The sequence below is a fragment of the Pseudoduganella sp. R-31 genome (assembly GCF_049913235.1).
Classification (GTDB): domain Bacteria; phylum Pseudomonadota; class Gammaproteobacteria; order Burkholderiales; family Burkholderiaceae_D; genus Rugamonas.
The window spans coordinates 3,870,733-3,890,201 of sequence record NZ_CP183986.1; the positions used below are offsets into that span (position 1 = coordinate 3,870,733).

At 65.7% G+C, this 19,469-nt stretch carries 19 protein-coding genes; 9 read left to right on the forward strand and 10 right to left on the reverse strand.

What is annotated here, in order from left to right:
- Positions 1-11: 11 nt before the first annotated feature.
- From ACN9MY_RS17550 to ACN9MY_RS17570, 5 genes are read left to right on the forward strand one after another with little or no spacing between them, the layout of a single operon-like run.
- Positions 12-812 carry a carotenoid biosynthesis protein gene (locus ACN9MY_RS17550; RefSeq protein ID WP_426318099.1) on the forward strand — a complete coding sequence of 267 codons (801 nt, stop codon included), beginning with the start codon at positions 12-14 and terminating at the stop codon, positions 810-812.
- Positions 809-2,173 carry an oxygenase MpaB family protein gene (locus ACN9MY_RS17555; protein ID WP_426318101.1) on the forward strand — a complete coding sequence of 455 codons (1,365 nt, stop codon included), beginning with the start codon at positions 809-811 and terminating at the stop codon, positions 2,171-2,173. The genes ACN9MY_RS17550 and ACN9MY_RS17555 overlap by 4 nt, the downstream gene beginning before the upstream one ends.
- Entirely contained in the window at positions 2,167-5,631 is a 3,465-nt protein-coding gene (locus ACN9MY_RS17560) for a response regulator (RefSeq protein ID WP_426318102.1), read from the forward strand. Before ACN9MY_RS17555 ends, ACN9MY_RS17560 begins: the two co-directional genes overlap by 7 nt.
- Positions 5,628-6,524 (forward strand): diguanylate cyclase, encoded by an 897-nt coding sequence (locus tag ACN9MY_RS17565; RefSeq protein ID WP_426318104.1) that lies wholly within the window; start codon positions 5,628-5,630, stop codon positions 6,522-6,524. The genes ACN9MY_RS17560 and ACN9MY_RS17565 overlap by 4 nt, the downstream gene beginning before the upstream one ends.
- A complete protein-coding gene (locus tag ACN9MY_RS17570) occupies positions 6,524-6,802 on the forward strand; it encodes an acylphosphatase (RefSeq protein ID WP_426318106.1) in 279 nt (92 codons plus the stop codon). The genes ACN9MY_RS17565 and ACN9MY_RS17570 overlap by 1 nt, the downstream gene beginning before the upstream one ends.
- 6 nt (positions 6,803-6,808) lie before the next feature.
- Here the strand turns inward: ACN9MY_RS17570 and lnt are convergent, their stop codons facing one another.
- Genes lnt through ACN9MY_RS17585 form a run of 3 tightly spaced genes read right to left on the reverse strand, consistent with a single transcriptional unit; the run spans position 6,809 to position 10,922 of the window.
- Entirely contained in the window at positions 6,809-9,220 is a 2,412-nt protein-coding gene (gene lnt, locus ACN9MY_RS17575) for an apolipoprotein N-acyltransferase (RefSeq protein WP_426318108.1), read from the reverse strand.
- The gene (locus ACN9MY_RS17580; protein ID WP_426161740.1) at positions 9,217-9,846 is read right to left on the reverse strand and encodes a hypothetical protein; all 630 of its coding nucleotides are present in this window, start codon (positions 9,844-9,846) and stop codon (positions 9,217-9,219) included. The genes lnt and ACN9MY_RS17580 overlap by 4 nt, the downstream gene beginning before the upstream one ends.
- On the reverse strand, positions 9,843-10,922 hold the full coding sequence (locus ACN9MY_RS17585) for an SGNH/GDSL hydrolase family protein (protein ID WP_426318110.1): 1,080 nt from the start codon (positions 10,920-10,922) through the stop codon (positions 9,843-9,845). Before ACN9MY_RS17585 ends, ACN9MY_RS17580 begins: the two co-directional genes overlap by 4 nt.
- 174 nt (positions 10,923-11,096) lie before the next feature.
- Here ACN9MY_RS17585 and ACN9MY_RS17590 point away from each other — a divergent pair, with 174 nt between their 5' ends.
- Genes ACN9MY_RS17590 through ACN9MY_RS17600 form a run of 3 tightly spaced genes read left to right on the forward strand, consistent with a single transcriptional unit; the run spans position 11,097 to position 13,092 of the window.
- A complete protein-coding gene (locus tag ACN9MY_RS17590; RefSeq protein WP_426318112.1) occupies positions 11,097-12,065 on the forward strand; it encodes a ribonuclease Z in 969 nt (322 codons plus the stop codon).
- A gap of 7 nt (positions 12,066-12,072) precedes the next feature.
- Positions 12,073-12,447 carry a cupin domain-containing protein gene (locus tag ACN9MY_RS17595; protein WP_426161743.1) on the forward strand — a complete coding sequence of 125 codons (375 nt, stop codon included), beginning with the start codon at positions 12,073-12,075 and terminating at the stop codon, positions 12,445-12,447.
- A 45-nt stretch (positions 12,448-12,492) separates the two neighbouring features.
- Positions 12,493-13,092 carry a DUF3617 family protein gene (locus ACN9MY_RS17600; protein ID WP_426161744.1) on the forward strand — a complete coding sequence of 200 codons (600 nt, stop codon included), beginning with the start codon at positions 12,493-12,495 and terminating at the stop codon, positions 13,090-13,092.
- Here ACN9MY_RS17600 and ACN9MY_RS17605 read toward each other — a convergent pair.
- On the reverse strand, positions 13,089-13,811 hold the full coding sequence (locus tag ACN9MY_RS17605) for a class I SAM-dependent methyltransferase (RefSeq protein WP_426318115.1): 723 nt from the start codon (positions 13,809-13,811) through the stop codon (positions 13,089-13,091). The two genes, ACN9MY_RS17600 and ACN9MY_RS17605, sit on opposite strands and share 4 nt — an antisense overlap.
- Before the next feature lie 96 nt (positions 13,812-13,907).
- On the opposite strand from ACN9MY_RS17605, the gene ACN9MY_RS17610 reads away from it, so the two are divergent.
- Positions 13,908-14,762 (forward strand): polysaccharide deacetylase family protein, encoded by an 855-nt coding sequence (locus ACN9MY_RS17610; RefSeq protein ID WP_426318117.1) that lies wholly within the window; start codon positions 13,908-13,910, stop codon positions 14,760-14,762.
- On the opposite strand, the gene ACN9MY_RS17615 is transcribed toward ACN9MY_RS17610, so the two are convergent.
- The 6 genes from ACN9MY_RS17615 to ACN9MY_RS17640 are packed head-to-tail and all read right to left on the reverse strand — an operon-like array spanning position 14,763 to position 19,467.
- Positions 14,763-15,383, reverse strand: a complete 621-nt coding sequence (locus ACN9MY_RS17615; RefSeq protein WP_426318119.1) for a 4'-phosphopantetheinyl transferase family protein — start codon at positions 15,381-15,383, stop codon at positions 14,763-14,765.
- A 13-nt stretch (positions 15,384-15,396) separates the two neighbouring features.
- Positions 15,397-15,840, reverse strand: a complete 444-nt coding sequence (locus ACN9MY_RS17620) for an excinuclease ATPase subunit (RefSeq protein ID WP_426161748.1) — start codon at positions 15,838-15,840, stop codon at positions 15,397-15,399.
- Between the two features lie 12 nt (positions 15,841-15,852).
- On the reverse strand, positions 15,853-17,085 hold the full coding sequence (locus ACN9MY_RS17625) for a beta-ketoacyl-ACP synthase (protein WP_426161749.1): 1,233 nt from the start codon (positions 17,083-17,085) through the stop codon (positions 15,853-15,855).
- Entirely contained in the window at positions 17,082-17,819 is a 738-nt protein-coding gene (fabG, locus tag ACN9MY_RS17630; RefSeq protein ID WP_426318122.1) for a 3-oxoacyl-ACP reductase FabG, read from the reverse strand. Before fabG ends, ACN9MY_RS17625 begins: the two co-directional genes overlap by 4 nt.
- Positions 17,816-18,277, reverse strand: coding sequence for a 3-hydroxylacyl-ACP dehydratase (locus tag ACN9MY_RS17635; protein ID WP_426318124.1), 462 nt, complete (start codon positions 18,275-18,277; stop codon positions 17,816-17,818). The genes fabG and ACN9MY_RS17635 overlap by 4 nt, the downstream gene beginning before the upstream one ends.
- A complete protein-coding gene (locus tag ACN9MY_RS17640) occupies positions 18,274-19,467 on the reverse strand; it encodes a beta-ketoacyl-ACP synthase (protein WP_426318126.1) in 1,194 nt (397 codons plus the stop codon). Before ACN9MY_RS17640 ends, ACN9MY_RS17635 begins: the two co-directional genes overlap by 4 nt.
- Positions 19,468-19,469 lie beyond the last annotated feature (2 nt).

A 19,469-nucleotide genomic window follows, 5' to 3' on the forward strand; every position in this document is an offset into this window, starting at 1 on the left:
CCCGGAGACGTATGAAGTCGCTGCTGAACCAACTGCCCCGCATCACCCTCGTCCTGCTCGCCGGATTCCTGATCGCGCTCGCATCCCGCAGCTGGAGCGAAACGACGACCCTGTTGATCGTCAGTTCGATCCTGATGTTTGCCTGCTGCTGGGCCAGTGCCAGCCACTTCCTCGGGCACGCACCGGCGCTGCGCTTCGTCGTCATCGGCGTCGTCGTCGGCTGGTTCGCTGAGGAGATGGGCGCGCGTTATGGCTGGTTCTTCGGCTCGTACACCTATACCGACGTGCTGGGCCCGCGCATCGGCTCCGTGCCCTTCATCATCCCGCTGATGTGGTTTGCGCTGTGCTATGTCGCCTATGTGATCGCCAACCTGATCGTCTGGCAAACGCCGACCGACGGCGTGCCGTCGACGCTGATGACTTTCATCATGGCCTTCCTTGGCGCGATGATCGTGACCGCCTACGACCTGGGCGCCGACCCTTACATGGTCTTCACGCTCAAGGCCTGGATCATGACCAAGACCGATGGTGGCTGGTTCGGCGAAACGCTGCAGGGTTTTGTGGGCTGGATGACGATTTCCTTCGCCATCATTTACGGCTTCCGCCTCACGCTGCGCAAAAAGCCGCCGGTTCCAAGCAGCAGGGTCACGCCCCTCTACGCTTTGGTACCCTTGTTGATCTACGGCGGCAGCATGGTGTTCCAGGCCCTGAAAGGCAATCCGATCGAGACCCGTACCATCGCCCTGTTCGCCATGGGAATTCCCGTCCTGGCGGGCCTTTGCGGCTGGATGCGCTGGAAGGAAGCGCAATGAACGCGCCCATCGCAGTGGCGCCGACCCTGCGTGCCGACCCGCTCGCCGACGACGCCATCGCAGCCATCCTCCACGGCCACGAGGGCAGCCAGTGGGAAGCCATCGCCATTGTGAACCGCCTGCTTGGCGAGTGGCAAAGCAACGCCATCATCGCCGGCTGGCGCGCCCCCGAAGGCACCCCCGCGCCAATCGCGGCCGCGCTGGAAGCCTACCTTGCCGCAGGCTCGCGGCTGCCCGAATGGGCCGATGCCGCCCGCATTGCGCGCTCGGAGGAGCTGTTCTTTGACATGAGCATGCTGTCCTGCAGCCTGCTGTTCTGCGCCAGCCTGCCCGAATGCTATGTCGTCCCCGACCTGGCGGGCGTGCTGCACGTCGCCGGCCAGCTCGAAGCCCATACCGACTACCGCGTGCGCTCCACGGCCGCCATGATCTTCCCGGTCATGATGCACGGCGGCCTGACCAGCCCGGATGGCGGAGGCGTCGCACAGATCCTCAAGGTTCGGCTGATCCACGCCACCATCCGCCACCTGATCTTGCGCGGCAACCCTTCCGACGCGATCCTTGAAGGCGGCAGCGCCGTGGCGCCGATGGATGCGCCCTGCCGCAATGTGCACGATACCCTGTACAACCATGGCTGGGACGTCGCCGCGAACGGCCTGCCCTGCAACCAGGAAGAGCTGGCCTACACCCTGCTCACCTTCCACTATATTTTCCTGCGCGGCCTGCGCAAGCTTGGCCTCGGCCTGCCGCAGCAGGACGAACAGGCCTACCTGCATACCTGGAACGTGGTTGGGCACGTCCTCGGCATCGAATCCAGCCTGATGCCGCAAACCATGAAGCAGGCCGAGGCCAGCTTCAACGACATCCAGGCACGCGCCCGGCTGTCGCCCTACCTGCCCGACCCGCGCCCGGAGCTTGGCGCGGCACTGATGAAAGCAATGCAGGACCAGATCCCGCTGCGCATCCTGAAGCCGTTCCCGGTCCTGCTTACGCGCTACCTGTGCGGCAAGTCCGCCCGCCTCGACCTGGCGCTCAATCAGCGCGTCAACCTGCTGTCGCGCGCACTGTTCATCAGCGGCATGGTCGTCGTGCGCGGCGTCGACGCCCTGGTGCGCCTGGCTTTCCCCAATTTTTCGATCTGCCGCATGATCACCCGCATTTTCGGCTACCAGTTCACCGTGAAGTTCCTGATGGACCAGACCCGCCCGCTGAAGCTTCCGCCTGCGGTGCTGAACCAGGTTGACAGCGCCGTGCGCGGCTGGGGCAAGGATCCCAAGGCGCCAGCCTGGATGAACGCACTGGAAGCGCGCCTCGCCGGCCGTGCCCCGGCCAAGCCGGCAGGAGACCAGCAGCCATGCTGAAGCGCGTCCCCTTCGTTTTCTTCGCCCTCATGCTGGCGCTGGCCTCGAGCCTGTGCCTGGCCAGCGCCGCGGGAAGCGCAGCGCCGACCCCGCTGGTGCTGGACGAACGTTCCGGTTCGCACGACGCCTGGCCCGCCGTCACGATCCTGAAGGACCCGGGCGGCACCCTCAGCGCAGCCGAGGTCCTGGCCGCTGCCGCCGGGTTCCAGAAGCCGCAATCGGCTTATGCCACGCTGGGAGTGAACAAAGGCACCGTGGTCTGGGTTCGCATCCCGGTCTTCGTGCCGGCCGACGCCACCGGCGAATGGACCCTGAACATCGATTATTCGCAGATCAACCGGGTCGACGTGTTCGCCGCCACCGATGGTGCGCTCCACAGCCACACCGTGACCGGCAACCTGCAGCCGGTGGTGGCTCCGGGCGGCGGCGGCCGCACGCCTGCGGCAGCCTTGCGCCTGACGCCCGGCGCAGACCATGTGGTCCTGCTGCGGGTCGAGAATGTCGGCTCGATGATCCTGCCGATTCACTTCTCCAAGGCCGCGGTCTACCACGCCTCCGCGCTGGCCGAGCAAATGCTGCAAGGGATGCTGATGGGCCTCAGCCTGTGCCTGCTGCTGTATAGCCTGGCGCAATGGGCCAATTTGCGCGAGCCGCTGTTCGCCAAGTATGCGCTGCTGATTGCCGGCACCACCCTGTTCTCCTTCGAATTCTTCGGCCTGGGCAGCCAGTACATCTGGCGCGACAATGTGTGGATGACGCTGCACGCCGGCGGCCTGTTCGCCCTGATGGCGTCCTGCGGCGGCTACCTGTTCGTCGAGCAGTCCCTGGCGCGCCCCGGCGTCGACCGTACTTTCTCGGTCCTGATGAAGGCCGGTGCGGCGCTGGCCGCCCTGTTTGCCGTGGCCTATTGCCTCGATGTGATCAGCGTCGAAGGCCTGGTGGTCATCGTCAGCACCCTCGGTTTGCTGCCCATGCTGCTTGGCTTGCCGGGCGCCTACAAGCGCGCGCGCCGCGGCGATTCGGTCGGCATCTACTTCATGCTGGGCTGGGCGGTCAGCTTCTTGTCGTCGGTGGTCCTGAGCCAGGTCATCAGCGGCAAGATGGCGGCCAACTTCTGGACCATGCACGCCCTGCAGTTCGGCAATGCCTTCGACATGCTGGTGTTCATGCGCATCCTCGGCCTGCGCACCAAGGCCATGCAGAACGCCATGCTGCGCGCCGAAGCGGCCACCCGCCTGAAGTCCGATTTCCTGGCCAATATGAGCCACGAGATCCGCACCCCGATGAATGCCATCATCGGCATGAGCCGCCTGGCGCTGATGACCGATCCCAGTCCGAAGCAGCGCAACTACCTGGCCAAGATCCTCGGCGCAGGCGAACACCTGCTCGGCATCATCAACGACATCCTCGATTTTTCCAAGATCGAAGCCGGCAAGCTGGCCCTGGAAGCCGTGCCGTTCAGCCTGGACGAGATGCTGGACCACCTGTCCACCCTGACCGCCGTCAAGACCGATGCGCGCAAGGTGGAGCTGGTGTTCCGCGTCGAACGCGGCGTACCGCAAAAGCTGGTCGGCGACCCCTTGCGCCTCGGCCAGGTGCTGATCAACCTGACCAACAATGCCGTCAAGTTCACCGAACGCGGCGAGATCGTAGTGGCCGTCAAGGCCGTCGAGCGCTCTGCCGACGGCGTGGTGCTGCAGTTCAGCGTCAGCGATACCGGCATCGGCATGAGCGAAGAGCAGCTCGCCCGGCTGTTCCAGTCCTTCAGCCAGGCCGACAGCTCGATCACGCGCAAATACGGCGGCACCGGCCTGGGCCTGAGCATCTCGCGCCAGCTGGTGGAACTGATGGGCGGCAGCATCAAGGTGACCAGTACGCCTGGCGTCGGCAGCCGTTTCAGCTTTACCGTCAGGCTCGGCCTCGGCGATGCCAGCGAGGAGCCTCTGTCCTCGCCGACCGGCGGGCTGCAGCAGGCCCGCGTGCTGGTGGTGGACGATAGCGCCACGGCGCGTGAAGCGCTGGTGGAAATGCTTGGCACCTTCGGCGTGGCTGCCCACAGCGCGAGCTCCGGCGAACAGTCGCTCAACATGCTGCTGCGCGGCGTGGAAACCGGCATGCCCTACCAGGTGGTGCTGATGGATTACATGATGCCGGGCTGGGATGGCGTGGAAACCATCCACCGCATCCACGCCGACCCGCGCTTCGCTGCCCCGCCGTCGATCCTCATGGTCAGCGCCTGCACCCGCGAAACGGTGCTGCAGGAGGAAGGCGAACTGCCGCTGCAAGGCTTCCTGACCAAGCCGGTCGGCCCTGCGCTGCTCTATCACAGCCTGCTGCAAGTGCTGCGCCCCGAGATCGCCCAGCCGGCATCGCTGCAGGCGGAACAGCGCGGCGTGCCGGCCGAGGAGCTGGCGCGGCTGCACGGCGCCCGCGTGCTGCTGGTGGAAGACAATGCCAACAACCGGGAGGTGGCAGTCGACTTCCTGGAAACGGTGCGGGTGCACGTCGATGTCGCTGTTCACGGCGGCGAGGCGGTGCGGATGGTGCAGCAAGGCGATTACGACCTGGTGCTGATGGACGTGCAGATGCAGGTGGTCGATGGCCTGAGCGCCGCGCGCCAGATCCGCGCCATTGAAGCGCTGCGCGGCCTGCCTATCCTGGCCATGACCGCCCACGCCATGCCGGAAGACCAGGCCAGGAGCCTGGAAGCGGGCATGAACGACCATATCACCAAGCCGATCGATCCGGACGTGCTGTTCCGCGCCATGCTGAAGTGGATCGATCCTGCACGCCTGGTCGGGCGCGCCATTCCCGGCGCGCCTGCCGCAGAAATCCCCGCCGCGCCGGTCGCCGCAGCCTACCCGCCGCTGGCAGGCGTCGACTGGCAATATGCGTTGGCGCGCGCCGAACGCGATCCGGCCATCCTCGCCAAGCGCATGCGCAGCTTCTGCACCGAATACGGCGGCGGCCCGGCCTTGCTCACTGCCGCACTGGCCGACGGCGACTGGGCCCAGGTCGAGCGCCTGGCCCACAACCTGAAATCCAGCGCCACCTACCTCGGCGCCATCGGGCTTGCCCAACTGTCCGACATCGTCGAAGCCGGCATCCGCGATGGACGCCCCGAGCGCTGCGCACGGGAGGCTGCGGACATGGCCAAGTCGCTCGGGATCATCCTGGCCGGCTTTGCGAATGCCTTGCAGGCGCCGGCCGGCGCCAGCGAAAGCCAGGTGGCCGATTTTGGCCGCCTGCTGCGTGAACTGGACCGCTACCTGCGGGCCGACGACGCCCGTTCCGAAGATTTGCTGACCGAACTGAGCGCCCTTCTGGCCGCTTCAGCCCACGCTGCGCTGCTGGCGCGCATCCAGCGTGCTGTGGACGAAATCGAATATCATGATGCCTTGAAACCGCTGGCCGAACTTGCGCAAGCACTCGGCGTCGATATGGAATTGAGTGCATGAGTCAAAAGGTCTTAGTCGCGGACGATGACGGCATCAACCGTCAGGTTCTCGCGACCTTGCTGAAACCAGAGTATGTGGTACTGCTGGCCAAGACCGGCGAGCAGGCCATCGAGCGCGCCCAGCGCCACTTGCCCGACTTGCTGATGCTGGACGTGATGTTGCCCGACATGGACGGCTATGAAGTGCTGCGCCGCCTGCGCGCCGACGCCGCCACTGCCCACATTGAAGTCATCTTCATCACCGGCATGGGCCGGCCCGAGGACGAGGCGCGCGGCCTCAAGCTGGGCGCAGCCGATTACATCACCAAGCCCTTCAACACCACGGTCGTGATGGCGCGCGTGGCCACCCACCTGGAAGTGGTACGCCAGCGCCGCATGCTCGAGCACCTGGCGCATATGGACGGCCTGACCGAACTGGCCAACCGCCGCCGCTTCGATGAAGTCTACGCAAGCGAATGGCAGCGCGCCGCCCGCCACGCGCACGCGATTTCAGTGGCGCTGCTGGACATCGACTGCTTCAAACAGTACAACGACCATTACGGGCATCCGGCCGGCGACCGTGCCCTGCGCGCCGTGGCCCGCGTGGCGCGCAATGCCATGCGCCGGCCCTGCGACGTCGCCGCCCGCTATGGCGGCGAGGAACTGGTGATCCTGATGCCCGAAACCGACGCGGCGCAAGCCTTGTATGTAGCGGAGGGAATTCGCGAGGCGGTGGCCCAGCTGCTGATTCCGCATGAGCAGTCCATTGCCAGCCCGATGCTGACGGTCAGCATCGGCGGTGCAACCCTGGCGCCGGGCAGCCAGGAAAGCGCCCCCGCGCTGTTCGATGCCGCCGACGCGGCCCTGTACCGCGCCAAGGAAGCAGGCCGCAACCGCGTCAACTGGAGGATGTGATGGCCAAGCGATTGATGATCGAAGGTCTGGTGCAAGGCGTTGGCTATCGCTACGCGCTTGCAGAACGCGCAACAGCGCTCGGCCTGGCGGGCTGGGTGCGCAACCGCGCCAACGGAGCGGTCGAAGCCAGCGTGCACGGCCCAGCCGACGCGGTGAAAGCCATCATCGAATGGGCGCACAAGGGTCCCAGCGCCGCGCGGGTCAACAGCGTCCACGTTGCGGACGATCCGGAACCCGCACCGCTGGCCGCCACCTTCGACATCCGCCCGACGCTCTAGGCGTAGTCACGCGCCAAATACGCGCAGGAGCAGCCAGCCGGGCAAGGCGAGGTAAAGCGCAACATGTCCGGCACGCTCCAGGCCCAGGCGGATGCCGGCCGCATGGCCCGGGCGCAGCGCTGCCGCCATCATGCTTGCCGATTCAATCAAGGCGCGCACCAGTGCCGCCCCCAGCACCACGCCGATTGTCCACGCCGCCCACCACAGTCCGAAAGCACTCAGGTAGGCCGCCAGCCCGAAGCTGTAGTATTCGCCCAATGCGCTGCCATAGGCGATGTGCTGATGCAGGTGGAAGGCGGGAAGCGCCAGTACCAGCGGCAACAGGACAAACTTCGCAAGCGGATGGTCAAGCCGCGTCGCCGGCGCCACCAGCATGCGCCACCCCGGCATATCCACCATAGGGGGGCCGCCGGCAGCGGCCAGGCCCGCGGCGAACGCTGCCGGGTCCGGCAAGGCGAGTCCAACATCCCAGTAATTCCCGGAGCGCAGGCGCAACGCCGCGCCGCGGCCCGGCACCGGCAGGCGCCAGGGTTCGACGGCAGCCACCTGGTCCAGGGCCAGCGCCAGTTCCTGCGCACCACGCGCCAGCAGCAGCCGGCCCTCGCTCAACGTCGCCCGGGCCGAAAACGCCATCAGCAAGCACCAGGCGATGGCCTCCGGCAGCAGGAATACCAGGGAGAAGATGCGCAACTGCCCAAGAGTATTGCTGCGCAGCGCTTCGTTCAGCAGCAAGGCCGCTCCCATGCCCAGCAAACCCGCACGAGAAATGACGCGCAGCAGTCCGGCAACGACGCGTGCCGCCGGCGGCAGCACCGCCACGCGCATCGGGAATGCCGGCCTGGACCTGCGCGCCCTGGCGCCATCGTAGTGCGGCCGCCACGCCTGGCTAAGCGGCCTTACCGTCAGCACCAGCAATACCGCGCAGCATGCCAGGCCAAGCCAGTCGCCCCACAGCACCATCAGGGTGGGTGCGGGCGAGCGCACCGGGAGGTCCGCGATGACCAGCGCAGGTTCGCCGACGCTGGTTCCGGCGAGGATGTCGCCGCTCGCATCGATCGCTGCGCTGTAGCCGTTTGGCGTCACGCGAAATTGCGGCAGGCGCGTTTCGATGCTGCGGAAGGCCGCCGCCGCCTGGTGCAGCCGCGCACCCGGCCCCTCCCCGCTGAACCAGGAATCGTTGGACATCGTCAGGATCACCTGCCCTCCAAGCCGCGCGCCGGCGATGGCCAGGGCCGGGTCGACGTCATCGCGGCAGATCAAGGGCAGCACCGCAATCTCGCGCCCGTCCGCCAGGCGCAAAGGGAACACCCGCGCGCCGCCGCCGGCCTGCCAGTTGCCAGCCCAGGGCAGAAGCCTCCGCAAGGCCGGTACGTCAAGCCAGGCCGGCAGGTATTCGGTGAACAGGAACAAATGCGACTTGCGATAGAACCCCAGCAAGCCCCGGCCCGGCTGCACAAAGGCCGCGGCGTTATATTCGCCCTGTTCATCCCGGTCATAGGTGCCGAACACCAGGGGGACCGCGGCCGCGTTCACGTATTCAATGATCTCCCGGTCGAGTTCCGCGCCGGCCTCGCTCTTTGGCTTGCCGAACGTGGTCGGATACGCTGTCTCGGACCAGAGCAAGGCTTCCGCACGCTGGCGCGTCACCGCGTCATAACCCATCGAGAAATGCCGGTCCAGCACCTCGCGCACGACCGCAAAAGCGCCCTTCTCCAGGCGCTGCCTTTCATAATCAACCATGTTTGCCTGGATTAGCCCCATGCGCAGCGGCTTCCCTGCCGGTGCAGCGCTGCCCGAAAGCGCCAGCGCACCGTACGCCGCCAGCACGGCAGGGACCAAGGCCGCCAGTGCCGAGGGCTTCGCGATTGCCCGCCAGCCTTGCCCATGCCGGGCGACGGCCGCCGCCACGCCCTCGTTGGCCAGCAGGAGCAAGAGAGTCAGTCCTGCGCTCCCGCCCACATCGGCCGCCTGCCGCAGCAGGCGCGAAGGGTACAGGCCGTAACCGAGCGTATCGCCAAGCATGCGCGGCACCAGCCATTCCACCGCCACCCATGCCGCAGCCGCCGCCAGCGCGCATACGCCCCGCCCGTACCAGCGCCCGGCGGCGAGGCGGACCAGCCCATAAGCAAGGAACTGCGGCTGGAACAAGGGCGCGGCAAGCAGCAGCAAGGCAATTCCACTGGCCTCCCCGGCCTGCGTATAGCGCCCAAGCGCAGCGCCAAACCACGCAAAGCCGGCCGCCGTGTAAGCGAGCGACATGGACCAGGCAAGCAGCAGCGTTCCGGCAAGGGAGCGGCGGCCGTCAAGCGCCAGGAGCCAGGGCACAAGTAGCAGGAATCCGAGCACCCAGGCCGCGCCGCCCTGTGCATACAAGGCAGTCATCGCAGCGCTGGCGAAAATGCAGGCAAGCGGCTTCATTGTCCGGAGGCGTCAAGTGGAGGCGGGATCACGATACGCCGCAACGGCAGCCCCGGCGGCGCCATTTCAGGTGGAACGACGCGGTCCTTCGGCATCTCGATGGGCCGGTTCGACGCATCGTAGAGCTGGAAGTCCGGCGCAAACATCAGGACAGGTTCGATGGACTGGCCATCGTCGGTGACCTGGTGATGCCGCACATACCCCGCAGGCAGCGGGAAATCCTTGGGCACGGCCAGGCCGACCAGGGGCGGACTGGTGCCGGGCGGATTGAACGCGCCCAGGCCGGTGTGCACACCTTGCTCGTGCAAGCGCTTGATCACTTCATTCATGGTCGGCTTCTCGCCCCGCATGACGTAACTGCGCAAGTCGCGCGTCGGATCGGCGTCGCCTTCCGGCGCTGGCGGCGTCTGGCGCTGGGGCCCTTCGCGCGCAACTGCCGGCCCGGCAATGGCGGCCGAGGCTGGTCGTCCGGCAGCCGCCACGCTTGCCGGGGGCGGCGTCTGGCCAGCCCCGGCTGCGGCGTCGCCGCGCGCAAAATACCAAAGAAAGAAAGCCAGGCTGGCCGCGCCAACGGCCAGCAGCAGCGCCGCCGCCAGGTAACCCGGGCTGGGGCGCCAGGAACTCACGGCGTTGGCGAGTTGAAGACCGAAACCGCCCACCCCATGCGTTCATGCCCGAACTGGTTCCAGATCGGGTTCTTGCCCGAGCTGAAGGAGGTGTAGCGTGGCGCCCCGGTGCCGGTGGTGCCGCCGAACAGCCCTGCCGTGACCGTGCTGCCGGTATAAGTCGGGTGCGTATCGTCCGACTGGATGTAGTCGTAGCTGCTGCCGGCAGACACGAAGTGCGTGTTGGCGTCGCGGATGGTGGAGCGCAGCGTCGAGGTGATGCGGGTCACATAGCTGGCCTGGCTCTCGCCGGCCACGTAGCGCAGCGCATCGGAATCGGCAATGCCGTCGCCGTTGCTGTCGTAATCGGCCCCCATGTACTGCGCGAAGTTGTCGGCGCATTGGAAGCCTTTCTGGCGCGCGGTATCGCACATCATGAAGTTCATGCGCGCCAGGGCCGGCAGGAACTTCTGCTGCATGTTAACGGTGGCGCCGGTATTCGGATCCTTGCAGGAGCTCTGCACATTGTCGGCCGCATAGCCGGGATAGTGCAGGTTCGAGATGACCTTCACCTTCACGCCCGAATAGGCGTTGGCGTTGATGTAGTCCATGGCCGCCGCGACGTAGGTCTTGCAGCTGTTCTCGGCGGCGGTCAGCACCGAGTCGTCGCAAGTGCCGGTCTGGCCCTTGAAGGCGGAGCGGGCCTGCAGCCCGTCGTTGCCGCACATTTCGAAGGTGACCACGCGCGTGTTGCTGGCCTGCATGTAGGATCGCTCGGCGACAATTTTGTTGTTGTAGACATCAGAGGCCACGGCGCCGGACTTGGCGCGGCGCACGCTTTCAATGTCGGCATTCCAGGCCGCGGACAGGTATTCCGCGTCCACCGTCGGCGCCGAATACTTGGCCGCGCTGGTAATCGAACCGTTATAGCCCGCATAGATCGAATCGCCATAGGCCACGGCGCGGTACTTGGTGCTGGTGCCGGCGCGGTCGATGGTCCAGGATACGTTTTGGGTCAGGGTGTTTGCTGCTGCCTGTCCCCCGAGGGTGAAGAAGACTACTGCGGCCAGAAGCGTGCTGCGAATGCGAGTTTGCATAGAGTGTCTCCGATCATTGAAGTAATTGTTCGAATCGACCAGCCAACAACTCATCTTAACGCCGCCCTGCGCGGCCTTCACGGCCTGGCTCGCCAGGACACGCAAATGGCCGCCAAGGCACTGGCGCCTGTCGCGCGCGGGCCACGAACCGGCCCTGATGCGGCATAATATGGCATGCTGAAACTGACCTTCCTTGGCACCTCATCCGGCGTGCCGACCATCCGGCGCAACGTCACCGCGCTGGCCTTGCACTCAACAATGAACCGCGACTGGTGGCTGGTCGATTGCGGCGAAGCCACCCAGCACCAGCTGCAGCGCATTCCGCTCACCGTGCATGACCTGGCCGGCATCTGCATCACCCACGTCCATGGCGACCATAGTTATGGCCTGCCTGGGCTGCTCGCAAGCGCCTCCATGACCGGCCGCAAGAAGCCGCTGATCCTGATTGCGCCGGCCGCCGTCAAGGCCTGGCTCGATGCCACCATGCTGCACACGGAGCTCTTCCTCACGTTCGAGATCATCCATGTCGACGTCGCGAACCAGCGCCTGGTGCACCACCAGGATGGGCTGAAGATCGAACGCTTCCCGCTGTCGCACCGCGCGCCAAGCTTCGGCTTTAAGTTTAGCTTCGAAAAGACTACATGGAAGGTTGATAGCGACGCCTTGCGCGCACGCGGCGTGTCGCCCGGCCCGGCCTGGGGCCAGCTCCAGCACGGCAAGGACGTCCGGCTGGACGATGGCACGCTGCTGGCCGCTGCCGGGTTCCGCTCGGAGCACGTCGAACGCGTGAATGCGGTCATCGGCGGCGACAACGACACCCCTTCGCTGCTGGCCGAAGCCTGCCAGGGCGCCGACCTGCTGGTCCATGAAGCGACCTACACGGAAGCCGTGCTGCAGAAAGTCGGCCCGGGGCCGCAGCACAGCTCAGTGCAGCGCACTGCCCATTTCGCTGCCCAAGCCGAGGTGCCGAACCTGGTCCTGACGCACTTCAGCCCCCGCTATGACAGTAAGGAAGGCATGGCAGAGGTGGAGGCGGAAGCGCGCCAGCATTACAGCGGCCGGCTTTTCCTGGCCAGCGACTTCGATACCTATGAACTCGACGATGGCGTACTGGCCAAGATGGTGCCGGCGCCGCGCGTATAATGACGCCATGACTGCAATCACAGAATTCCGCGCTCAGGCTCCAGCCCCCGAATACGACCATCCGCGCGAAGACCGCCGGCTCGACGGGAACCCGCTGCGCACCACATGGAACCATTTCAGCAACGCCAGCGGCGAAGTCCATGCCGGCATCTGGGCCTGCGAGAAAGGCAGCTGGCGTATCGCCTTCGCGCCCAACAAGGATGAGTATTTCTGCGTCCTCGAAGGCCGCTGCCGCGTGATCGATGAACAGGGACACGCAGCCGAAGCCGGGCCGGGCGACGCCCTGGTCATCCCGGCCGGGTTCAAGGGCGTGTTTGAAGTCCTGGAACCGGTCCGCAAGCACTATGTCATCGTTGAGCGCAAAACGAACGGCCCATCCTGATGTTTTTTTGCTACCATTCGCTCCTTTTCCCCACAGGAGCCTCGAATGAAGTTCACCATCCACGCACTTGCCGCCAGCCTTGCCACCGTTTGCCTGGCCAGCCACGCTGAAGTCATCCCCCTCAAACTGGCACCGGGCCTGTGGGAAGAAAACCGTGTCACCATGATCAACGGCCAGAATGTAGAGGAAACGATGCGCAAAGGGCGCGAACGCATGATGGCGCGCCTGACGCCTGAACAGCGCAAGCAGATGCAGGACCAGATGGGACAAGGCGGCAACGCCGGCGGGACCCGGACCTGCCTAACGGCGGCCCAGGTGGCCAAAGGCGTCGACACCGAAGACATCAAGCGCAAGATGGAGCAGTCGGCGCAAGGCTGCAAGCTGGACATCATCTCGGCCAGCAGTTCGGGCGCCAAGTTCAAGGCGGCCTGCATTGGCCCGCAAGGGACCACCTACAATGGCAGCGGCGAGTACATCGTCGCCAACAGCAAGGAATGGCGCTTCAAGATGGTCGGCGACGGCAAGGTCACCGGCCCTGATGGCGCCCCGGTCCCGCAAGCGGGCGACTTCCACGCCACCCAGGAAGTGACCGCCCGCTGGAAAGGCAGCGACTGCGGCAGCGTAGCGCCGCAGCAGGAAGGCTAAGGCTTGACCGCCACCAGGTTGATCAGGGTTTCCTCGCGTTCGGCCGGCGGATTGATGCGCAGCACGCGCTCCATCAATCCCAGGTCCTCGCGGCTCCACCACAGGAAGGGGTAGGAAACCGCACTGTCAGGCACGCTGAAGCCGGCGTTACGCACCATCGCCAGGTATTCAGGCGCGGTTTTCTGCACGTCCATCGGATGGCGGAACAGCAGGCGGATGATCCAGGAATGGATGTAACGCCTGGTCGATTCGGCGAACAGCAGGACGCCGCCCGGCTTGAGCACGCGGAAGAACTCGCGGATCGCGTTTTCCTGGTCCACCAGGTGGTGGAAGGTCTGGTGGCAGAACAGCAGGTCCACCGAATTGTCTTCCAGCTTGATATTAGAGCTCGAACAGCAGATGAATTCGGCCTTGATGTCATGCGCGGCCACTTCCTTCGCCGCGTGCTGCAGCATCTCCGGGTCGATGTCCATGCCGATCAGGCGCTGCGGCACGAAGCGCTGGTGCAGTTTCGGCAGGGAGCGGCCAAAGCCGCAGCCGACATCGGCCACCACGCCGAAACTGGCCGGCGCATCCGGCATCAGGCGCTGCAGATCCTTCAGCGCACGCTCCAGCACGTGCACGGTCCACGTCTCGGTACGCAAAAACCATTTGCCAAATGCCGTCTCTTCAACGTGAACCTCACCGGACGACTGGATGCCTTCTAAACTAGCGCTCATATTCTTTTCTGTTTAAGTTGATACAAACGGCCTGCGAGAGACGCTTGGTCAAATCACGTACAATATCGGGCCGACCTGTCCTGACGACCTTTTGCCGTGCTTTTCCTGCGCCTGCTGCTTGCTGCCTTAACAATACTGCTACTTCCCCCGGGAGCGGCAGCGCAGGCCGACCAGGCCCCTGTGCGCTTCCTGCTCACGTTCGATGACGGCCCGGCCTGGGCCCCCTACTTCAATCCCACGGTGCGCATCCTTGAAACCCTGGAGAAGAATCCTTACCAGGACAACATCAAGGCCGTGTTCTTCACGCAGACGCGTGCCTGGAGCGGCGGCGGCACCGACAGGGGCCGCGCGCTGATCCGGCGCGAGCATGCCGAAGGCCACGTGGTCGCGCTGCACTCTGCCACGACCTTCCATTCCAACCACCGCCTCATGAGCCGTGAAAAGCTCGATGCGACCCTGCAGCTTGGCGTCGCCGACCTGCTGGCAGAAACCGGCGTCGTGCCCAAGCTGGTGCGCCCGCCGTTCTGGGCCTATGACGCCGATACGCTGGCGTCCTACCATGCCTATGGCCTGCACATGCTGCTGACCGACCTGAGCGCCAAGGACGGCGTGGTCTACGTCTTCAACATGAGCTTCCACAAGCGCTCCAACATGCTCAACATGCTGGCCGAAACCCGCAAGCGCTGGGCCGCCGGCGCCATGCCGGCCGTCGACGGCGCCACGCCCGTCGTCGTCACCTTCCACGACGTCAACAGCCATACCGCCCGCCATTTCGAGGAATACCTCGGAATCCTGCTCGACGTTGCGCGCGAGCTGGAGATCCCGCTGGCCGACAAGCCTTTCTACGACAACCGCGACGAGCTTGAGCGCGCAGCCCTGGCCTCATCCGTCGACACCCCGGAAAACGCCCCGCCCCTGCCCGGCCTCTGGCACTGGCTGTGGGAGCATTGATCAGGGCAAGGCGACCAGCACCGGCTGCGGCACGCTCGCCAGCTGCACGGCACTGCATAACACCACCGACAGCTCCCGGTGCGGCACGACGACGCAATGGCCGCCCACCGCCAAGCCGAGCTTGATGCGCGCTTCCTTTTCGCTCCAGAGCCGATAAAAGCCTTCAATTCTTGCTGCGTCATCCCAGCGCTGCATCTGCTGCCAGCGCGCCATTTCATCGGCGTCGAAGGCCTGCTTTGCCAAGGCAGCGAGGTCGCGGGAGGCATCGCGCATTTCAATGTCCAGACCCACCGCATGGTCGCCGACGGCACAGGCCACCCAGCGGCCGCTGTGGGAAATGCTGAAGCCTGGCGTCGCGCCGCCCGGCGCCGGCGTCAGCAGCCGCGGCGCCTGCCCGTTGCGTTCCTCCAGCAGCACCTGCTGCGGCTGAACACCCAGCAGCGGCGCCAGCGCCATCCGCAGCAACACCCGCCCGGCGACAAACTGGCGCTTGCGCAGTTCGCGTACAAAGCGCCCATGGCGCGCCAGTTCGCCCGGCGTCAGCCATGCGAGGTAGCGCTGCAGGCTTGCCTCGGGCAGTGCACCCGCATCGGCCAGCCAAAGCAGCATCCCGCGCGCCATGCGCCGCTTCTCCTTACCTGGCCAGCTTGACGAAATCGCCCTTCAGCGCCACGCCGGCCATCAGTGCGCCGTCGGCGCATTGGAACTCGGTAGCGCTGGCGAACTCAACGTTATTGAAATTGCTGACGATATTGACCACGGCATCAGCGCCAACGTCCTGCGCGCGCTTCTGCAACTGCAGCATGGCGGACAGGAAGACGTAATTGCATGCCTTTTCAGCCGACTTGCCAAAACCGTTGGTGCGCTGGCTGGTCTTGTCGCTAATGATCTTGGAAGCGATGGCCGGCGTTGGCTGGCCGGCGAAGTAGAACTTGACCGAATCGCCCAGGCGTGCCTGCGCGTCGTTAGCGGCCATGGCGCCCTCGATCGGAAACTTCAGCATGTCGTTGCCAGCCGAAGCTGCCGACGATGCCATGGCGGCGGCGGCCATCACTACTACAGAAATCATCTTTTTCATCTGGTCTTCCTTCTATTTGTTGTAGCGTTTAAAAATCAGCGAGGTATTGATGCCGCCGAAAGCAAAATTATTCGACATCACGTATTCGCAATCGAGTTCTCGGCCGGTGCCGGCGATGTAATCCAGCGCCGCGCACTCGGGATCGGTTTCCTCCAGGTTGATGGTCGGCGCGAACCAGCCCTCGCGCATCATCTCGATGCTGATCCATGCTTCCAGCGCACCGCAGGCACCCAGCGTATGGCCCATATAGCTCTTCAACGAACTGATCGGAATGGCGCCGCCGAACACCGCCAGCGTGGCATGCGATTCGGCGATGTCGCCCTGGGCGGTGGCGGTGCCGTGGGCATTGATGTAGCCGATGTCCGATGCCTCCAGGCCTGCGTCCTGCAGGGCCAGCTCCATGGCGCGCTGCATGGTGGCCGCATTGGGCTGCGTGACGTGGCAGCCGTCGCTATTGGTGCCAAAGCCGACCACTTCCGCATAGATCGTGGCGCCGCGCGCCTCCGCATGCTCCAGGTCTTCCAGGATCAGGCAGCCGGCGCCTTCGCCGATCACCAGGCCATCGCGGGCGCGGTCGAACGGACGCGGCGTCGCTTGCGCCTGGTCGTTGCGCACGCTGGTGGCGAACAGGGTGTCGAACACCGCGGCTTCCGTGGCGCACAGTTCCTCGGCGCCGCCGGCGACCATGGCGACCTGCTTGCCGCTCCTGATCGCCTCGTAGGCGTAGCCAATGCCCTGGCTGCCCGAGGTACAGGCGCTGGAGGTGGTGATCACTCGCCCGGTCAGGCCGAAGAACACGCCGATATTCACCGGCGCCGTGTGCGACATCATCTTGATGTAGGTGGTGGCGTTGATGCCCTTGGTGGTGCGCTCTTCCATCATGCGGCCGAAATCGCCGATGGCGCTTGGGGTGCCGGCGGACGAACCGAACGACACGCCCATGTCGCCGCTCCTGGTCAAAGGGTGTTCGAGCAGGCCCGCGTCTTCCAGCGCCAGTTCGGTCGCGCGGGTTGCCATCAGGGCTACGCGGCCCATGCTGCGGGTGGTCTTGCGGTTATAGCGTGCGGACAGTTCGAACGGCGCAGCCGGTGCGCCCAGGCGGGTATTCAGGCCCTCGTAGTCTTCCCACTCCTCCATGCGTACCACGGCATTGCGGAACTGGCCAAGCCGCTCTCGCACCGCTGCCCAGTCGTTGCCCAGCGGGCTGATGCCGGCCATGCCGGTGATGGCGACACGGCGGCTCATGCCAGGCCTCCGTTGACGGAAATGACCTGGCGGGTGATATAGCCCGCATCTTCGCCGACCAGGAAGCTGACCGCGGCCGCCACCTCTTCCGGCTTGCCGACGCGGCGCGCCGGGATCATCTTCAGCGCTTCTTCCATCGGCACTTCCTCGATCATGTCGGTTTCGATCAGGCCGGGCGCCACGCAATTGACGGTGATCGAACGCTTGGCCAGTTCCAGCGCCAGGGCCTTGGTGGCGCCGATGATGCCGGCCTTGGCGGCGCTGTAGTTGACCTGGCCCCGGTTGCCGATCAGGCCCGAGACGGACGCCAGGGTGACAATGCGGCCCGGCTTGCGGCGCTGTACCAGCGGCATGATCAGCGGGTTCAGGACGTTGTAGAAGCCATCCAGGTTGGTTTGCAGGACAATGTCCCAGTCCTCGCCCGACATGGCCGGGAAGGCGTTGTCGCGCGCCACGCCGGCGTTGCAGACCACGCCGTAGTAGCAGCCGTGTTGCGCGATGTCCGCTTCCAGCGCAGCGGCCGTGGCGGCGCGGTCGCTGATGTCGAACTGCAGCACGCGCGCGACGCGGCCCAGTTGCACGATCTCCTGCGCGACCGCTTCGGCTTCGGCGCGCTGGCTGCGGCAGTGCAGCACCACGTCGTAACCGTCGCGCGCCAGGCGCAGCGCAATCGCCTTGCCGATACCGCGCGACGATCCGGTCACCAGCACGCTCATGGACTTGTTCTGATTCATCCTACGTTTCCATCTTTGAGAAATTGATTGACATTATCTGGCTGGAATACCGTGACCGTTGCGGCGGCGGCATTGGCCGGCCCGCCCGCGATGTCGATGCGGCATTCGAAGGCGCCCAGCCCGTTTTCGGACTGCAGCACGCGGCGCACATGCACCCGCAGCACGCTTCCCAGCGCAAAGCTGGCGACATTGGCTTCGTACTTGCGCGAGCCGAGCAGGAAGCCAACCTTGACTTCCTCGCCCCGCTGCAGCGCGAGCCAGCCGGCGTGCGCGGCAATCGCCTGCGCCATGTATTCGATGCCCACCCAGGAGCCGACGCCGTCGGCGCCCGCCAGGATGCTGGCTTCGTGGATGCACACTTCGGCGCACAGGCGCTCAGCGTCGGCTTCCAGCACCCGGTCGAGCAATACCATCTGGCCGGAATGGGGCACCAGCTGGCGGATGTCCGGCATGTTCATCCAGGCCTCCCCAGCAGCAGCACGGCATTCGAACCGCCGAACGCGAAAGAGCTGCTCAGCACCCGGCGCAGCGGCCGGCCCAGCGCAGCGCCCGGCGGCGCCAGGTTCAGTGCCGGCAATGCAGGATCGGCGGCGCCGTCCCACAAATGCGGCGGCAGCCGCCCCTGCGCGTTATCGTCCTGCATGGCCAGCCAGCACAGCGCTGCTTCAACGGCGGCGGCCGCGCCCAGGGTATGGCCGGTGAACGGCTTGGTCGAGCTGACCGGCACTTCTTCGCCGAACAGGGTCGCGATCACGCGCGACTCCATGGCATCGTTCTGCGGCGTGGCGGTACCGTGCATATTGATGTAGTCCACCTCGGCCGCACCCACGCCCGCTCGGCGCAATGCCTGTTCGAACGCCAACCGGGCGCCGGCGCCTTCCGGATCGGGCGCGGAGATGTGGTGGCCGTCGGACGATTCGCCCCAGCCCATCAGCTCAACGGCTTGCGGGCCGCCAGGTATGGCTTCCATCAGGAACAGGGCCGCGCCTTCGCCGATATTGATCCCCTTCCGGTTGGCGCTCATCGGGTTGCACTGGCCGGGGCTGACCGATTCCAGCGCCGAGAAGCCCGCCACGGTAAAGGCGCACAGCGAGTCGGCGCCGCCGGTCACCACCGCATCGCACAGGCCCATGCGGATCATGCGCGCGGCACTTGCCATCGCCTTGGCGGCCGACGAGCAGGCTGTTGAATGCACGTAGGCCGGGCCTTCCAGGCCCAGCTCCAAGGCCAGCAGTTCGGCCGGCGAGCCCATTTCCTGCGCACGGTAGCTGAATTCTGGAGGCAGTGCGCCGTGCGCCACGTGGTGCGCCAGCGCCTGTTCGGTCTCGCCGATGCCGGAAGTGCTGGTGCCGAGCACCACGCCGACGCGTCCCGCACCATAACGGTTGACGGCCGCCTGCACCGCCTCGCGGATTTGCGCCAGGGCCGCCAGGGCCAGTGCGTTGTTGCGGCTGCGAAGGTGGGCAGGCAAATGCGCCACCGATGGCAGCTCGCCCGGCACTTCACCCAGCGCCAGTTCGCGGCCTTTCGACCAGCGGCCGGTTGTGGACACGCCGGCCTGTCCCGCAAACAGGCGCGCCTTCACCTGCGCCTGGCCTTCGCCCAGCGCACAGATGATGCCGCATTCATTCAGGTAGATCTTCGACATTG

Bases quoted from the DNA above. Each gene is read 5' to 3' on its own strand.
- ACN9MY_RS17550 (WP_426318099.1), top strand. From the start codon at position 12: ATGAAGTCGCTGCTGAACCAACTGCCCCGCATCACCCTCGTCCTGCTC.
- ACN9MY_RS17555 (WP_426318101.1), top strand. From the start codon at position 809: ATGAACGCGCCCATCGCAGTGGCGCCGACCCTGCGTGCCGACCCGCTC.
- ACN9MY_RS17560 (WP_426318102.1), top strand. From the start codon at position 2,167: ATGCTGAAGCGCGTCCCCTTCGTTTTCTTCGCCCTCATGCTGGCGCTG.
- ACN9MY_RS17565 (WP_426318104.1), top strand. From the start codon at position 5,628: ATGAGTCAAAAGGTCTTAGTCGCGGACGATGACGGCATCAACCGTCAG.
- ACN9MY_RS17570 (WP_426318106.1), top strand. From the start codon at position 6,524: ATGGCCAAGCGATTGATGATCGAAGGTCTGGTGCAAGGCGTTGGCTAT.
- lnt (WP_426318108.1), bottom strand. From the start codon at position 9,220: ATGAAGCCGCTTGCCTGCATTTTCGCCAGCGCTGCGATGACTGCCTTG.
- ACN9MY_RS17585 (WP_426318110.1), bottom strand. From the start codon at position 10,922: ATGCAAACTCGCATTCGCAGCACGCTTCTGGCCGCAGTAGTCTTCTTC.
- ACN9MY_RS17590 (WP_426318112.1), top strand. From the start codon at position 11,097: ATGCTGAAACTGACCTTCCTTGGCACCTCATCCGGCGTGCCGACCATC.
- ACN9MY_RS17595 (WP_426161743.1), top strand. From the start codon at position 12,073: ATGACTGCAATCACAGAATTCCGCGCTCAGGCTCCAGCCCCCGAATAC.
- ACN9MY_RS17600 (WP_426161744.1), top strand. From the start codon at position 12,493: ATGAAGTTCACCATCCACGCACTTGCCGCCAGCCTTGCCACCGTTTGC.
- ACN9MY_RS17605 (WP_426318115.1), bottom strand. From the start codon at position 13,811: ATGAGCGCTAGTTTAGAAGGCATCCAGTCGTCCGGTGAGGTTCACGTT.
- ACN9MY_RS17615 (WP_426318119.1), bottom strand. From the start codon at position 15,383: ATGGCGCGCGGGATGCTGCTTTGGCTGGCCGATGCGGGTGCACTGCCC.
- ACN9MY_RS17620 (WP_426161748.1), bottom strand. From the start codon at position 15,840: ATGAAAAAGATGATTTCTGTAGTAGTGATGGCCGCCGCCGCCATGGCA.
- ACN9MY_RS17625 (WP_426161749.1), bottom strand. From the start codon at position 17,085: ATGAGCCGCCGTGTCGCCATCACCGGCATGGCCGGCATCAGCCCGCTG.
- fabG (WP_426318122.1), bottom strand. From the start codon at position 17,819: ATGAATCAGAACAAGTCCATGAGCGTGCTGGTGACCGGATCGTCGCGC.
- ACN9MY_RS17635 (WP_426318124.1), bottom strand. From the start codon at position 18,277: ATGAACATGCCGGACATCCGCCAGCTGGTGCCCCATTCCGGCCAGATG.
- ACN9MY_RS17640 (WP_426318126.1), bottom strand. From the start codon at position 19,467: ATGTCGAAGATCTACCTGAATGAATGCGGCATCATCTGTGCGCTGGGC.